We start from the raw sequence: 14,248 nt of genomic DNA on the forward strand, positions 1-14,248 counted from the left end.
GCAGCCAAATTCCGCATCGCGACCGCGCCCGTTCCACTCCGTGAAATCGCGGCGGCGAGCACCCTGCTGGCGGTATGGCCGCCCGGATTTTTCTGCCCTTGCTCGCCCCTCGGCGCTTTGAGAGCATGACGTCGACAACAGCAAGCACGACCCGCGCATCACGCGGGCAGACCGCGAGGAAAATCCCATGCCGATCGTCCAGGCCGACCGTCTCACGCGCATCGGCGCGGCACTCCTCAAGGGTGCCGGCGCATCGGAGGAGGAAGCCAGCGCAGTCGCCTCCGGCTGCGTCAACGCCAACCTCGCCGGCCACGACTCCCACGGCGTGATCGCAATCCCGACCTATATCGACCGCATCAAGGCCGGCCACATCGTGCCCGGCGCGAAATGGACCATCGTGCAGGAGACCCCGACCACGACCGTGATCGACGGTCATTGGGGCTTCGGCTTCCACGTCAACGCCAAGGCGATGGAGATGACCATCAACAAGGCGAAGACCGCCAATGTCGCGGCCTGCACGGTGTTCCGCCAAAGCCACGTCGGACGGCTGGCGCACTACCCGATGATGGCGATGCGCGAGGGGATGATCGGGATTGCGGCCGCCGATTCCGGCCGCTCGCCGAAGCACGTGGCGCCGTTCGGCGGCCGCGAGGCCCGGCTCGGCACCAACCCGCTCTCGATCGCGGTGCCCTCCGACCTCGAGGCGCCATTCTATCTCGATATGGCGACCTCGGCAGTCGCCGCCGGCAAGATCCAGCTCGCGGTGGCGCGTGGCGAGAGCATCCCGAAGGGTTGGATCATCGATGCCGAGGGGCGCGACACCACTGACCCGAAAGACTACCGCAAGGGCGGCGCGCTGCTGCCGCTCGGCGGCAGCGAAGGCTACAAGGGCTCGGGCCTTGCCGCGATGATCGAGGTGCTGTGCGGCCTCCTGACCGGGCTCGGCTTCGGCGTCGAGCCGACCGGCCGACACAACGACGGCTGCTTCATGGCGGTGTTCAACGTCGCCGCATTCCGTCCGCTCATGGACTTCAGGAAGGAGGTCGCCGACTTCGCCCGCTATTTGAAATCGACGCCGCCCTCGGAAGGGAGCCGCGGCGTGTTCTATCCCGGCGAGATCGAATATCTGCGCGAGCAGCAGCGGCGCAAGGACGGCATCGAGATCGAGGATGCGACCTGGGACAAGCTCAAGGCGCTCGCCGCCGATTACAAGCTCACCGATGAGCTCGACCTTCGCTGATAGTTGCGGACACAGGAGAACGACATGACACGGCAAATGGCGCTGGTTGGCTTTTTGCAGGCGCAGAACTGCACCAACCTGCCGAGCTCCTGGCGTCACCCGGAATCGCGCGACGATTCGATGTCGGCGGACTACTATCAGGAGATCGCGCGCATCCTGGAGCGCGGCAAGTTCCACATGGCGTTCTTCGACGATCGCCTCGCAATGCCCGATCGCTACGGCAACGATCACGCCCACACCGTCGAATACGGCATCCGCTGCGTGAAGATGGACCCGATCGTGGTGCTGACCACGATGGGCATGGTCACCACCAAGCTCGGCCTCGCCTCGACCGCCTCCACCACCTATTTCGAGCCGTTCGACGTCGCCCGCCGTTTCGCCACGCTCGACCTGATGACGGGTGGCCGCGCCGCCTGGAACGTGGTGACGTCGGTCAATGACGGCGAAGCGCTCAACATGGGCCGCGAGCAGCATCTCGAGCACGACCATCGCTATGACCGCGCCGACGAGTTCATGGAGGTGGTGCTCGGCCACTGGGACGCCTGGGAAGACGGTTCGCTGCTGATCGACAAGAAGAGCGGCCGCTTCGCCGATCCGACCAAGGTGAAGCGGCTCGACCACAAGGGCACATTCTTCACCTCGCGCGGCCCGTTCACGGTGCCGCGCTCGCCGCAGGGCCATCCCGTCGTGATCCAGGCCGGCGCCTCCGGCCGCGGCCAGCGCTTTGCCGGGCGTTGGGGTGAGGTGATCTTCACCGCGGCGCGCAACCTCGCCAATGCCAGGCAGGGCTATGACGCGATCCGGGGCGAAGCCGCCAAGGCCGGGCGCGATCCCGACCAGATGTTCCTCTGCAATCTGATCACGCCGGTCACCGGCGCGACCAAGGCCGAGGCCGAGGACCGGATGGCGGTGATCCAGAAGCTGCCGCTCGAGATCGACGCGTTGTCGCTGCTCGCCGAAGGCCTCAACTTCGATTTCGGCGCCAAACCGATCGACGAGCCGCTAACCACCGAGGAGTTGCAGGGCATGCAAGGCATGCTCGGCATCCGCGACGGCGTGCTGCGCACCTCCGGCAAGACCAATCCCTCGACCCGCGACTTCATCACCTTCTCCGGCCGCGGCCAGGTGCAGGACGCGATGGTCGGCGGCCCGAAGGAGATCGCCGACCGGCTGGAGGAGATGTTTGTCAATCGCGGCTGCGACGGCTTCGTCGTCGCGGCGAGCTACGTGCCGGGCTCCTATGCCGACTTCGTCAACCACGTGGTGCCCGAACTGCAGAAGCGCGGGCTGTTCCACAAGGATTACGCCGGCACGACGCTGCGCGAGAATCTCGGACTGAAGCGCCCGGCCGCGGGCGCCTGGAAGACCCGCGCGCAGGCCGCGGAATAGAGGGACATCATCATGCGCTGGCTGAAATTTACTGCCGCAGGCACTACGTCTTGGGGCCTCGTCGAGGGCGACGCCGTCACCACCGTCAATGGCGATCCCTTCGGTGAATGGAGCAAGACGTCGAAGACGCATGCGTTGAAGGACGTCAAGATCGAGCTGCCGCTGATCCCGCGCACCTTCTACTGCGTCGGGCTGAATTATTTGAAACACCTCAAAGAAGCCGCCGACAAGGCCGGCACGGTGCCGAACGTTCCCGATCGTCCCGAGATCGGCTACCGCGCGCAGAACGCGCTGATCGCCCATGACGAGAACGTCGTGATCCCCGCGAGCGCGACCGAGAAGATCCATTACGAGGGCGAGCTCGTCGTCGTGATCGGCAAGACCGCCAAGCACCTGACCGAGGCCAACGCGATGGACTGCGTGTTCGGCTACACCATCGGCAACGACGTCTCCGAACGCAGCTGGCAGAAGGCCGATCGCGGACTGTGGCGTGCCAAGAACGCCGATACCTTCAAGCCGATGGGTCCGTGGATCGAGACCGATGTCGACCTCGACCGCATGGAGACCGCGATCCGCGTCAACGGCAAGGAAACCGGCCGCTTCCACACCAACGAGATGATCTTCGGCATCGTCCCGTTCCTCGTCGAACTGACCAAATATTTCACGCTGTCGCCCGGCGACGTGATCTGGATGGGCACCGACGGCGCCTCGCCGGACCTGAAGGACGGCGACGTGGTCGAGATCGACATCACCGGCATCGGCACGCTGCGGAACAGGTTCGTGAGGGAGAAGGTGTGAGGCGGCTTGCACCACTTTAGAGCCGTCATCCTGAGGTGCTCGCGAAGCGAGCCTCGAAGGATGCACGGCCGCCGCTCCATCCTTGCGTCGAGAGCCGGGCCGTCGTGCTTCGAGGCTCGCTGCGCTCGCACCTCAGCATGACGGTGATGGACCGGGTCGCTTCTCTCTCCATTTGTCGTCCCGGCTTTCGCCGGCACGACGGCGAGTTTGTGGCGCCGCTGGTGGATCACACACTCGCATTCTCGCGACATCATTTGCCCGACGGGCCATCGTGACGTGATCACATAGCCGTTCGCATCGTGACAACACAGGGCGAAGCGCAATAAGGTCCGCGCGCACTCATCAGACAAGTCAGCCATGCCACTTTCACGCCGAACGTTGCTTCAGGGCTCCCTGCTATCGGCCGCAGGGATCGTTTGCGGGCCGTCGACCGCCCTTGCCGAGCAGCCCGCGGAGCTTCCGACGTCGGAGCAACGCAAGCAGATGGCTGACCTGGCCGCCGACTTCATGAAGGACTACGATGTACCGGGTCTTTCGATCGCGATCGCAATCAAGGGAAAGCCGGCTTATGTCGAGGCGTTCGGGGTTGCGGATCGGGAGACCGGCGAAGCATTGACCCCGCAACACCGCTTCCGGATCGCGAGCATATCGAAGCCTGTGACCTCGACCGGGATCTTCACCCTGATCGAGGCCGGCAAATTGCGGCTCGGCGACTATGTGTTCGGCGCAAGCTCCATTCTCGGCAAGGACTATCCGACGACACCCACGCTGCCAAGCTTGATGCCACCCGGCTCGTCTCGCTCCCATGTCGAGCAGATCACGGTCGAGCATCTCTTGACCCACACCACCGGGACCTGGGGAAACCAGTCTCGCGATCCGATGTTCATGAACCAGAACCTGAAGCATCGCGAACTGATCGGCTGGACGCTGGAGCATATGCCGCTCACCAGTCCGCCAGGCGAAGCCTATGCCTATTCGAACTTCGGCTATTGCATCCTCGGCCGCGTGATCGAAAAGCTGAGCGGCCAGAGCTACGAGCAATACATCAAGGACGCCGTCCTGAAGCGATGCGGCATCACCGACATGCAGATTGCCGGCAATACGCTGGGCGAGCGCGCAAGCAACGAAGTGAAATACTACAGCCAGACCGGCGATCCGTACCGGATGAACGTCGCCCGGATGGATTCGCACGGCGGCTGGATTGCGACGCCGGGCGATTTGACGACGCTGTTCGTCCATATCGACGGCTTCAAGGACACTGAGCAGCTGCTGACCGACGACAGCCTCCGCGTCATGAGCACCCCCAGCGCCATCAACCCCCGCTACGCCAAGGGCCTGTTCGTCACCGCGAACAATAATTGGTGGCACAGCGGCCTCCTGGACGGAACGACGACGATCTCGGTGCGAACCAGCGGCGATTTCTGCTGGTCGGCGTTCACCAACACCAGGTCGCGGGAAGGCATGACCCGCGCCCTCGACCTGCTGGTCTGGCACATGGTCAAGACGGTGCCTGACTGGCATCCTCAGAAGCGCGCCTAGACCCTCCCGTCATTCCGAGATGACGTGAACGAGCAATGCAAATCCGGGCTCTCCTCACCGCGCGGCCCGCGGCCTGCTCTTCACGTGATCGATGAAGGCGCGCAGCTTCGGCATGATCTGGCGATGGCCGGGATAGTAGAGGAACACGCCCGGCGTCGTCGGCGCGAATGGCTCCAGCACGCGGACGAGCTTCTTCTCCTTGACGGCGCCTGATATCAGCGGTGCGGGGACTTGCGCGAGGCCCACGCCTTCGATGGCGGCGCCGACCAGCGTCGGAAAATCATGGCCGATGAAGGATCCCGACACGGCAAGCTCGATCGAACGGCCATTGTCGTTCAGCGACCACGGCGCGAGCCCTCCGTTCGACCGCCGGAGCCGCAGGCACGCGTGTTCGCGCAGATCGTCCGGGCGCTTGGGGCGGCCGCGGCGCGCGAGATAGTCCGGGCTGCCGACGATGGCGAACGGGAACGGCTTGGTCAGGCGCACCGCGACCATGTCCGGATTGATGAACTGGCCCATCCGGATGCCGGCATCGAAGCCGCCGGCGGCGAGGTCGACCAATTCCTCGCTGGCGGCGAGCTCGACCTCGATCTCGGGATAGGCCTTGCAGAACGAGGCGATCAGCGGCTCGAGCAGGATCGGCACCACCGAGCGCGGCACGGTGAGACGCAACAGTCCGGCGGGCTTCTGCCCGAGCTCGCGCGCCGCCCCGCTCGCTGCGACCAGCTCCTCGAATGCCGGTCTTGCGCGCGCCAGAAACCGTTCGCCGGCGTCGGTCAGTCCGACGCTGCGGGTGGTGCGGATGAACAGCACTGCGCCGAGGCGCGCCTCGAGGGCGCGCACCGCCTGGCTGATCGCCGATGGCGTGACGCCGAGCTCGGCCGCCGCGCGGCGAAAACTGCGGTGCTGAGCGACGGCAAGGAATGCCTCGACGCCGTCGAGCGCGCCCTGCCGGACTGTGAAGTTCTGCTTCATGGCCCGTGAACATTATCGCGAATAGTCGCTCGCGGAAAGCTGCCTTACATCGGAGCCACAAGCAGCAGCAACGCGACGCGCGCTGCTCACGCGACATCACGACATCCGTCGTGAACGGAGACATGCGACCGATGCAAGCAATCCGTCACACAATCCTGGCTCTCACCCTCACTCTGACAGGCGCCACCATCATGACCGCTCCCTCCCCTGCTCAAGCCCAAGTACAGGCACAAGCCGCCTCCACCATCACCGCAGGCGTGATGGTCATCCTCACTGCGAAAGCCGGCGTCACCCGCGATCAGGTGATGGCCGTGATGCCGGACGAAATCCGGCAGACCGTGCAGCTCTATCTCAACGGCAAGATTCGCGAATGGTATTCGCGCTCCGACGGGCGCGGCGTGGTCTTTCTGCTCGACGCCAAGGATGTATCCGAGGCGCACGCGATCATGGAAGGGCTGCCGTTGTCCAAGCTCGATCTGATGGATCACGAGTACATCGGGGTCGGCCCGCTGCTGCCGCTCCGCCTGCTCGTCGCCAAGCCCTGAGCGTCAAGGTCCTGAACGCAAGCCAACCGAACCGATCGACAACAAGGGAATCCGCCGATGCCCCCGGGCTTCAATCTTCCATTCGTCCTCAGCGTCGCCGGCGGGTTTCTGACAAGTGCCGTCGTGGCCGTCACCTACGTCTGGCCGGCGCTCCGCGCGATGCCGCGTGACAACGCGCTCCGGCTGCTCGCAGCGTTCCATGCGTTCAGGTTCCTGGGCATGAACTTCATGGTGGCCGGGTTCGTGTCGCCGCAATTGAGCGCGGATTTCGCCAGCGAGGTCGGATGGGGCGATCTCGTCGCCGCCGTTCTCGCGCTGCTTGCGATGGCTGCGCTGTCTTGGCGGTGGGCGATCGCGATTCCGATCGTCTGGGTCTTCAACGTCTGGGGCACGCTGGATCTGCTCAATGCCTATTACAACGGCGTGAAGATCGGCGATCCCGGCCTGTTCGGCGCCGGCATCTATATTCCGGCGCTCTATGTGCCGCTGCTGCTGGTCAGCCATGTCATGGTGTTCATGATTCTGTTGAAGACCAAGTCGACAGAACAGGCAGCATGACCGGTATCCTCGTAGGATGGGTAGAGCGCAGCGAAACCCATCGCTTCCAACCCGCGGCACCATGATGGGTTTCGCTTCGCTCTACCGATCCTACCGACTACTTCGACCGTCATCCCCGCGCAAAGGCTTCGCCTTTGTCGCTGGAGGCGCGAGCCTCGCGGCGCACTTGCGCCGCTGGGCGAGCCTCGAAGGATGCACGGCCCGGCTGGTGGCCGTTCGCCCTTCGAGACGGCCGCTACGCGGCCTCCTCAGGGTGACGGGACAGAAAATTGAGCGCGCGGCCCCATCATCGTCGTCAGACACATCACTTCAAAACGGCAACGCCACGCCGGTCTTGATCTCCTTCAGGATCACGTTGGTACGGACGTGGCGGATGCCTGGGATGCGGAACATGAACTCGTCGAGGAATTTGTTGTAGGCGTCCATGTCGCGCACCACGACGCGCAGGTGATAATCGGCGTCGCCGGTGGTCGCGAAGCATTCCAGCACTTCGCGGCGCTTCATCACCCGCGCGACGAACTCGTCGACGAATTTGACGTCGTGGCGCTCGAGCGAAACGTGCAGGATCGCCGAGGTCGCAAAGCCTGCGCGCTCGCGCGCGACCAGCGCCGAATAGCCCGAGATGACACCGGACTCTTCCAGCGCACGGACCCGGCGCCAGCACGCCGAGGTCGACATCCCGACGGTTTCCGCAAGCTGCTGGTTGGTGGCGCGGCCGTCCTTCTGCAGTTCGGCGAGGATTTTCTCGTCCTGCTCTTCGACCATTGCGAGGCCCTCGATTTGGTAGATCCTACCGAACTACATCGTTCTCAGCAATATCCTGCCGATTTTTCCGCGACAAATGAATGGATAGGTAAGACCTACCACGCCCACAGGCATAGCCTTGTCGGATCAGACATCGCGAATCCCGGAGAGGTAAGTCATGGGCCAGATGCCGTTGCTCGACGCCTATCAGCTGTCCGAGCGCTACAGCCGCGACCGCGGCCGCGTCTTCCTCACCGGCACGCAAGCGATCGTCCGCATCGTGCTCGACCAGGCGCGGCGCGACCGCGCTGCCGGCCTCAACACCGCGGGCTTCATCTCCGGCTATCGCGGCTCGCCGCTCGGCGGCGTCGATCTCGAACTGTGGAAGATCGGCGAGCAGCTCAAGGACAGCCGCATCGAATTCCTGCCCGCGGTGAATGAGGACCTCGCGGCGACCGCCGTACTCGGCTCGCAGCAGGTCGAGACGCAAAGAGATCGCGAGGTCGATGGCGTGTTCGCCCTTTGGTACGGCAAGGGCCCCGGCGTCGACCGTTCCGGCGATGCGCTGAAGCACGGCAATGCCTATGGCTCCTCGCCGCGTGGCGGCGTGCTCGTCGTCGCGGGCGACGACCATGGCTGCGTGTCGTCCTCGATGCCTCATCAGTCCGACGTCGCCTTCATGAGCTGGTTCATGCCGACGCTGCATCCGGCCGATATCGGCGAATATCTCGCATTCGGCGAGTATGGGTACGCGCTGAGCCGGTTCTCCGGCATGTGGGTCGGCTTCAAGGCGATCTCGGAGATCGTGGAGTCCGGCGCCTCGGTCGAGCTGCGGCCGCCGCGCCGTTTCGTGCAACCGGATTTCGTGCCGCCGCCCGGCGGCCTGCATTATCGCTGGCCGGATCTGCCGGGCCCGCAGATCGAGGAACGGCTGGAGGCGAAGAAGCACGCGGTCTACGCCTTCGCGAAAGCCAATCCGATCGATCGCCACATCTACGACATCAAGGATGCGAGCTACGGCATCGTCACCACGGGCAAGGCGCATCTCGATCTGATGGAGGCGCTGCGGCTAGTCGGGCTGGATGAAGCCGCGTGCCGCCGCTTCGGCATCGACATCTACAAGGTCGGCATGGTGTGGCCGCTGGCGCTGCACGATGCGATGGAGTTCGTGAAAGGCAAGCGCGAGATCCTCGTGGTCGAGGAGAAGCGCGGCATCATCGAGAGCCAGTTCAAGGAGTATTTCTACGACTATCCCGGCGCCAAGCCGGACCGGATGGTCGGCAAACATGACGAGAGCGGCGCGCGGCTGATCTCCTGGACCGGCGAATTGTCGCCGCGCATGCTCGCCGACGTGCTGGCGCGCCGGCTCGACCCGATGTTTCCGGAATTGCAACTCGCTCGCCGCGTTGCCGCGCTGGTGCCCGAACAGGACCGCATGATCGCGGTGCCGGGCGCGACCCGTACGCCGTATTTCTGCTCGGGCTGCCCGCATAACACCTCGACGAAAGTGCCCGAGGGCTCCAAGGCGCTGGCCGGCATCGGCTGCCATTTCATGGCAAGCTGGATGGACCGCGAGACCTCGTCGCTGATCCAGATGGGCGGCGAAGGCGTCAACTGGGCGGCGTCATCGAAATTCACCGGCAACAGCCACGTCTTCCAGAATCTCGGCGAAGGCACCTACTATCACTCCGGCTCGATGGCGATCCGGCAGGCGATCTCTGCGAAAGCCAACATCACCTACAAGATCCTGTTCAATGACGCGGTGGCGATGACCGGCGGCCAGCCGGTCGACGGCCCGGTCAGCGTGCAGGCGATCGCGCACTCTGTCCGCGCCGAGGGCGTCGCGCGGATCGCGCTGGTGTCGGACGATCCCGCGCATTTCTCGCCGGCGGATCTGCCCGCCGGCGTCACCATCCATCCGCGCGAGGCGATGGATGCCGTGCAGCGCGAGCTGCGCGCAATTCCCGGCGTCACCGTGCTGATCTATCAGCAGACCTGCGCCACCGAGAAGCGGCGGCGGCGCAAGCGCGGCACGATCGAGGATCCCGCGCGCTTCGCCTACATCAACGACCTCGTCTGCGAGGGCTGCGGCGACTGCTCGGTGGAATCCAACTGCCTCAGCGTCGAGCCGAAGGAAACGCCGTTCGGCCGCAGGCGCCGGATCAACCTCTCAACCTGCAACAAGGACTTTTCCTGTCTCAACGGCTTCTGCCCGAGCTTCGTCACCATCGAGGGCGGCAAGCGGCGGGCGAAGAGCGCGAGCGCGATCGATCCGCTGGCGCGCGCAGCCGCGCTGCCGGTACCGGAGCTTGCGGGACTGGAGCGGCCCTATGATCTCCTTGTCACCGGCGTCGGCGGCACCGGCGTCATTACAGTCGGCGCATTGATCGCGATGGCCGCGCATCTCGAGGGCCGCGGCGTCTCGGTGCTCGACTTCACCGGTTTTGCGCAGAAGTTCGGCCCCGTGCTGAGCTACCTGCGGCTGGCGGTTACGCCCGACGCGCTGCATCAGGTGCGGATCGACCAGGGCGCGGCTGACGCGCTGATCGGTTGCGACCTCGTGGTGAGCTCGTCGGCAAAAGCATCCGGCACCTATCGCAAGGGAATGCGCGCCGCGGTCAATATCGCCGAGATGCCGACCGGCGACGTGGTGCGCTTTCGCGATGCCGACCTCGCCTCGCCGGTTCGCTTGCGCGCGATCGAGCGAGTGATCGGGTCGGGCAACCTCACCATGATCGACGCCAACGCGCTGGCCGAGCGGCTGCTCGGCGACAGCGTCTTTGCCAACATCATGATGCTCGGCTTCGCCTGGCAGCAGGGCCTGGTGCCGGTCTCGCTGGAGGCGCTGACGCGCGCGATCGAATTGAACGGCGTCGCCATCGAGCGCAACAGGCAGGCGCTGGCCTGGGGCCGGATCGCCTTCGCCGATCCGGAGTTCTTGCCGAAGGCCGACGGTGCTGCGGCCGATGACCCGGAGACGCTGGAGCAGGTGATCGCGAGGCGCGCCGATTTCCTCAGGGCGTATCAGGACGAGGCCTATGCCGCGCGCTATCGGGCGACAATCTACCGCGTGCGTCGCGCCGAAGTGGCGCTCAGCAGCGAGACCTTGACCGACGCCGTGGCCCGGTCGCTGTTCAAGCTGATGGCCTACAAGGACGAATACGAAGTGGCGCGGCTGCATATGCAGAGCGGCTTCCTCGACGAGCTCAGCCAGGAATTCGACGGCGACTTCACGGTGCAATATCACCTTGCGCCGCCGTTCCTGCCAGCGCGGCGCGATGCACGGGGACGGCCGAGGAAGCGCGCGTTCGGACAGTGGATCCAGACGCCGCTGCGGTTGCTCGCGAGCCTGAAAGGGCTGCGCGGCACACCCTTCGACCTGTTCGGCTACGCCGCGGAGCGCCGCACCGAGCGCGAGCTGATTACCTGGTATGAGGCGCTGATCGAGACCATGCTCGGCAAGCTCGACGAGGCACGGCTGCCCGATCTCGTCGCGCTGGCAAAGGCGCCGATGGAGATCCGCGGCTATGGGTCGGTGAAAGACGCCGCGATCGAAAAGACCAGGGCGGAGGTTGCGCGGCTCACCGCGCGACTTGCCTCCGCCCCGTCAGACCAAGGCGACGGCTCAGGCCGCCGCGCGGCGCTTGGCGGGTGATATCAGGCCGACCACGACAGTCGCGAGCACCGCCACGACGATGTTGAGCAGCAACGCGCCGAGGCCGACATAGAAGCTGTAGCTGGCATCGCCGAGCGAGATGCTGGCGAGCGGCTTTAGCCCGTTGCTCCACGCCGTATACGTGCCCCAGCCGATGCCGACCGCCCAGCCGAGCAGCAGCCCTTCGGCGCGGAACCAGACGGTGAACAGCCCGAACACCAGCGCCGGCAGCGTCTGCACGATCCAGAGGCCGCCAAGCAGTTGCAGGTCGAGCGCATATTGCGTCGGCAGGAACAAGATGAAGGCGAGCGCACCGACCTTGACCACCAGCGATGTGATCTTCGCCACCGACGCCTCACCGGCGTGCGAGATGTCCGGGTTGACGTAGGACTTCCAGACATTGCGCGTGAACAGGTTGGCGGCGCCGATGCTCATCACCGCCGCCGGCACCAGCGCGCCGATCGCGATCGCCGAGAACGCAAAGCCCGCGAACCATTCCGGGAACAGCGTCTTGAACAGCATCGGCACCACGTCGTTCGGCGAGGTCACCTTGATGCCGGCGGCATAGGCCATGTAGCCGAGCAGCGCGATCAGGCCGAGCAAGAGCGTATAGGCCGGCAGCAGGATCGCATTCTTGCGGATGGTATCCGCCGACTTCGAGGCGAAGATGCCGGTCAGCGTGTGCGGATACATGAAGGCGGCGAGCGCCGAGCCCAGCGCCAGCGTCGCATAGGGCAGATACTGTCCGGGCTTCAACGTCAGGCCGGTGGCGCCGCCCTTGGCCGTGAAGGCGTCGTTGGCGGCCGCGAACACCGCGCCGTAGCCGCCGAGCTTTGCCGGCACCACGACCACGGCGGTCAGCACCACGATGTAGATCATGATGTCCTTGACGAAGGCGATCAGCGCCGGCGCCCGCAGGCCGGAGCTATAGGTATAGAGCGCGAGGATGACGAAGGCGGCGATGATCGGCAGCTCTCCTGATAGCCCCATCGCCTTGATCACGACCTCCATGCCGATCAGCTGCAGCGCGATGTAGGGCATGGTCGCGACGAGGCCGGTCAGCGCCACCGCGAGCTCGAGCGCGCGCGAGCCATAGGCGCCGTGGACGACATCGGCGGCAGTGACGTAGCCGTTCGCATGCGCCTTCTTCCACAGCACCGGCATGACCGCGAATACGAAGGGATAGACGATGATGGTGTAGGGCAGCGCGAAGAAGCCGTAGGCACCGACCGCGTAGGCCAGCGCCGGCACCGCGATCACGGTGTAGGCGGTGTAGAAATCGCCACCGACCAGGAACCAGGTGATCCAGGTGCCGAACTGGCGACCGCCGAGGCCCCATTCGTCGAGATGCTCGCTGACCGGGCCGGATTTCCAGCGCGCCGCGAAGAAGCCCATCACGGTGACGAGCGCGAAAAAGAAGATGAAGACGGAGAGCGCCACCCAGGCGATGTGATCGGTCATGGCTGTCCCCTCACCGCGGCTCGTCGGTATCGGGCCGACGGCTGCGATAGACCAGCCAGATCAAGAGCGAGGAGATCGGCACCCAGGCGAGCTGGTACCAGTAGAAGAAGGGAAAGCCGAACAGGGAAGGCTCGACGAAATTATAGAACGGCACCCACAGCAAGCCGATGAACGGCAGCAGCAACAGAATCCACATGGCCTACTCTTCAACGCAAGACATAGCTCAAGGCGGAGGTTCCGCTGATCATGGCAACGATCCAGGAACCGGTCCGTTGCGTCTAGAATCACGGTTACGGCAATGCGACGCAAAAAGATGTGATCGTCACCTGGCGCATGCCGCCTATTCGGCCTTGATGCCGGCGTCCTTTATCACCTTGCGCCAGCGCGCCTCCTCGCCGGCAAAGTAGCGGTCGAGCTCGGCCGGAGGAGAGGCCACCATCACGAGGCCCTCATTGACGCTGAGCTTCTTGAAGGCCTCCGCCTGCACGGCCTTGGCCGCCGATCTGTTGAGGCGGTCGATGATGTCGGTCGGCGTATTCGCCGGCACGTAGAGGCCGTACCAGGATTCGGCGACATAGCCGGAGGCGCCGGCTTCCGAGACCGTCGGCAATTGCGGGAACGCAGGCGAGCGTTCGGCCGACGTCACTCCGATCGCGCGCAGCTGCCCGGCCTCGACCAGCGAGGCGCAGCTTGCCACCGTGGTGAACATTACCTGGATCTGGCCACCCAAGAGGTCGGTGATGGCAGGCGCCGCGCCCTTGTAGGGAACGGTCGTGAGATTGACCCCGGCCATGTGCTTGAACAGTTCGCCGGCGAGATGCGCCGAGGTGCCGGTGCCATAGGTGCCGTAGGACAGCTTTTCCGGATCGGCCTTCGCGGCCGCGATCAGATCGGCAATCGACTTGATCGGCGAAGCGGGATTGACCACAACGACGTTGAAGGAGCGCGCCACCAGCGCCACGGGCGCAAAATCCTTGTGCGCATCATAAGGCAGCTTGCTGTAGAGGCTCGGATTGACCGCGTTGGCGAAGGTCGCCATCAGCAGCGTGTAGCCGTCGGATGGGCTCGCCGCGACGCTCTGCGTGCCGATGATGGTGCCCGCCCCCGGCTTGTTCTCGATGATGACGGTGACGCCGAGATCCTTCTGCATCTCCTGCGCCAGCGTCCGCGCCACGACATCGGTGCCGCCGCCCGGCGCGAACGGCACCACGATCTTGACGATGTGGTCGGGATAGGCGGCGCGCGCCGGCAGTTGCAGCAGCAGGTTTGCTGCGAGCGCGAACAGGAGTGATGCGAGGAGACGAAACGGCATGACGGACCCCGGCAGGTGAGGCGATCTTCATA

General features: G+C 64.9%; 12 protein-coding genes. 7 read left to right on the plus strand and 5 right to left on the minus strand.

What is annotated here, in order from left to right; translation table 11 throughout:
• Positions 1 to 187 precede the first annotated feature (187 nt).
• The 4 genes from ACVWZM_RS11490 (at position 188) to ACVWZM_RS11505 (ending at position 4,966) form a co-directional block, all read left to right on the plus strand.
• The gene (locus tag ACVWZM_RS11490) at positions 188 to 1,240 is read left to right on the plus strand and encodes an Ldh family oxidoreductase (protein WP_057015461.1); all 1,053 of its coding nucleotides are present in this window, start codon (positions 188 to 190) and stop codon (positions 1,238 to 1,240) included.
• A 24-nt stretch (positions 1,241 to 1,264) separates the two neighbouring features.
• Positions 1,265 to 2,629, plus strand: coding sequence for an LLM class flavin-dependent oxidoreductase (locus tag ACVWZM_RS11495; protein WP_253588116.1), 1,365 nt, complete (start codon positions 1,265 to 1,267; stop codon positions 2,627 to 2,629).
• Positions 2,630 to 2,641: 12 nt separating this feature from the next.
• Entirely contained in the window at positions 2,642 to 3,427 is a 786-nt protein-coding gene (locus tag ACVWZM_RS11500; RefSeq protein WP_057015462.1) for a fumarylacetoacetate hydrolase family protein, read from the plus strand.
• Positions 3,428 to 3,910: 483 nt separating this feature from the next.
• Positions 3,911 to 4,966, plus strand: coding sequence for a serine hydrolase domain-containing protein (locus ACVWZM_RS11505; protein WP_245311279.1), 1,056 nt, complete (start codon positions 3,911 to 3,913; stop codon positions 4,964 to 4,966).
• A gap of 54 nt (positions 4,967 to 5,020) precedes the next feature.
• On the opposite strand, the gene ACVWZM_RS11510 is transcribed toward ACVWZM_RS11505, so the two are convergent.
• Positions 5,021 to 5,941 carry a LysR family transcriptional regulator gene (locus tag ACVWZM_RS11510; RefSeq protein WP_057015464.1) on the minus strand — a complete coding sequence of 307 codons (921 nt, stop codon included), beginning with the start codon at positions 5,939 to 5,941 and terminating at the stop codon, positions 5,021 to 5,023.
• 131 nt (positions 5,942 to 6,072) lie between these two features.
• On the opposite strand from ACVWZM_RS11510, the gene ACVWZM_RS11515 reads away from it, so the two are divergent.
• Both ACVWZM_RS11515 and ACVWZM_RS11520 read left to right on the plus strand, forming a co-directional pair.
• The gene (locus tag ACVWZM_RS11515) at positions 6,073 to 6,486 is read left to right on the plus strand and encodes a hypothetical protein (RefSeq protein ID WP_233475490.1); all 414 of its coding nucleotides are present in this window, start codon (positions 6,073 to 6,075) and stop codon (positions 6,484 to 6,486) included.
• A 57-nt stretch (positions 6,487 to 6,543) separates the two neighbouring features.
• A complete protein-coding gene (locus ACVWZM_RS11520) occupies positions 6,544 to 7,044 on the plus strand; it encodes a hypothetical protein (RefSeq protein ID WP_057015466.1) in 501 nt (166 codons plus the stop codon).
• 309 nt (positions 7,045 to 7,353) lie between these two features.
• Here ACVWZM_RS11520 and ACVWZM_RS11525 read toward each other — a convergent pair whose 3' ends face one another.
• A complete protein-coding gene (locus ACVWZM_RS11525) occupies positions 7,354 to 7,809 on the minus strand; it encodes an Lrp/AsnC family transcriptional regulator (RefSeq protein WP_057015467.1) in 456 nt (151 codons plus the stop codon).
• A 157-nt stretch (positions 7,810 to 7,966) separates the two neighbouring features.
• Here ACVWZM_RS11525 and ACVWZM_RS11530 point away from each other — a divergent pair, with 157 nt between their 5' ends.
• Positions 7,967 to 11,443 carry an indolepyruvate ferredoxin oxidoreductase family protein gene (locus ACVWZM_RS11530; RefSeq protein ID WP_057015468.1) on the plus strand — a complete coding sequence of 1,159 codons (3,477 nt, stop codon included), beginning with the start codon at positions 7,967 to 7,969 and terminating at the stop codon, positions 11,441 to 11,443.
• Here ACVWZM_RS11530 and mctP read toward each other — a convergent pair.
• From mctP to ACVWZM_RS11545, 3 genes are all read right to left on the minus strand, one after another.
• On the minus strand, positions 11,414 to 12,904 hold the full coding sequence (gene mctP / locus ACVWZM_RS11535) for a monocarboxylate uptake permease MctP (protein WP_057015469.1): 1,491 nt from the start codon (positions 12,902 to 12,904) through the stop codon (positions 11,414 to 11,416). The two genes, ACVWZM_RS11530 and mctP, sit on opposite strands and share 30 nt — an antisense overlap.
• 10 nt (positions 12,905 to 12,914) lie before the next feature.
• On the minus strand, positions 12,915 to 13,100 hold the full coding sequence (locus tag ACVWZM_RS11540; protein ID WP_057015470.1) for a DUF3311 domain-containing protein: 186 nt from the start codon (positions 13,098 to 13,100) through the stop codon (positions 12,915 to 12,917).
• Positions 13,101 to 13,244: 144 nt separating this feature from the next.
• Positions 13,245 to 14,216, minus strand: a complete 972-nt coding sequence (locus ACVWZM_RS11545; RefSeq protein WP_076827603.1) for a tripartite tricarboxylate transporter substrate binding protein — start codon at positions 14,214 to 14,216, stop codon at positions 13,245 to 13,247.
• Positions 14,217 to 14,248 lie beyond the last annotated feature (32 nt).

The organism is Bradyrhizobium sp. USDA 4501, from assembly GCF_054062115.1.

Bases quoted from the DNA above. Each gene is read 5' to 3' on its own strand.
- ACVWZM_RS11500 (WP_057015462.1), top strand. From the start codon at position 2,642: ATGCGCTGGCTGAAATTTACTGCCGCAGGCACTACGTCTTGGGGCCTC.
- ACVWZM_RS11545 (WP_076827603.1), bottom strand. From the start codon at position 14,216: ATGCCGTTTCGTCTCCTCGCATCACTCCTGTTCGCGCTCGCAGCAAAC.
- ACVWZM_RS11525 (WP_057015467.1), bottom strand. From the start codon at position 7,809: ATGGTCGAAGAGCAGGACGAGAAAATCCTCGCCGAACTGCAGAAGGAC.
- ACVWZM_RS11490 (WP_057015461.1), top strand. From the start codon at position 188: ATGCCGATCGTCCAGGCCGACCGTCTCACGCGCATCGGCGCGGCACTC.
- ACVWZM_RS11510 (WP_057015464.1), bottom strand. From the start codon at position 5,941: ATGAAGCAGAACTTCACAGTCCGGCAGGGCGCGCTCGACGGCGTCGAG.
- ACVWZM_RS11520 (WP_057015466.1), top strand. From the start codon at position 6,544: ATGCCCCCGGGCTTCAATCTTCCATTCGTCCTCAGCGTCGCCGGCGGG.
- ACVWZM_RS11540 (WP_057015470.1), bottom strand. From the start codon at position 13,100: ATGTGGATTCTGTTGCTGCTGCCGTTCATCGGCTTGCTGTGGGTGCCG.
- mctP (WP_057015469.1), bottom strand. From the start codon at position 12,904: ATGACCGATCACATCGCCTGGGTGGCGCTCTCCGTCTTCATCTTCTTT.
- ACVWZM_RS11505 (WP_245311279.1), top strand. From the start codon at position 3,911: ATGGCTGACCTGGCCGCCGACTTCATGAAGGACTACGATGTACCGGGT.
- ACVWZM_RS11495 (WP_253588116.1), top strand. From the start codon at position 1,265: ATGACACGGCAAATGGCGCTGGTTGGCTTTTTGCAGGCGCAGAACTGC.
- ACVWZM_RS11530 (WP_057015468.1), top strand. From the start codon at position 7,967: ATGGGCCAGATGCCGTTGCTCGACGCCTATCAGCTGTCCGAGCGCTAC.
- ACVWZM_RS11515 (WP_233475490.1), top strand. From the start codon at position 6,073: ATGCAAGCAATCCGTCACACAATCCTGGCTCTCACCCTCACTCTGACA.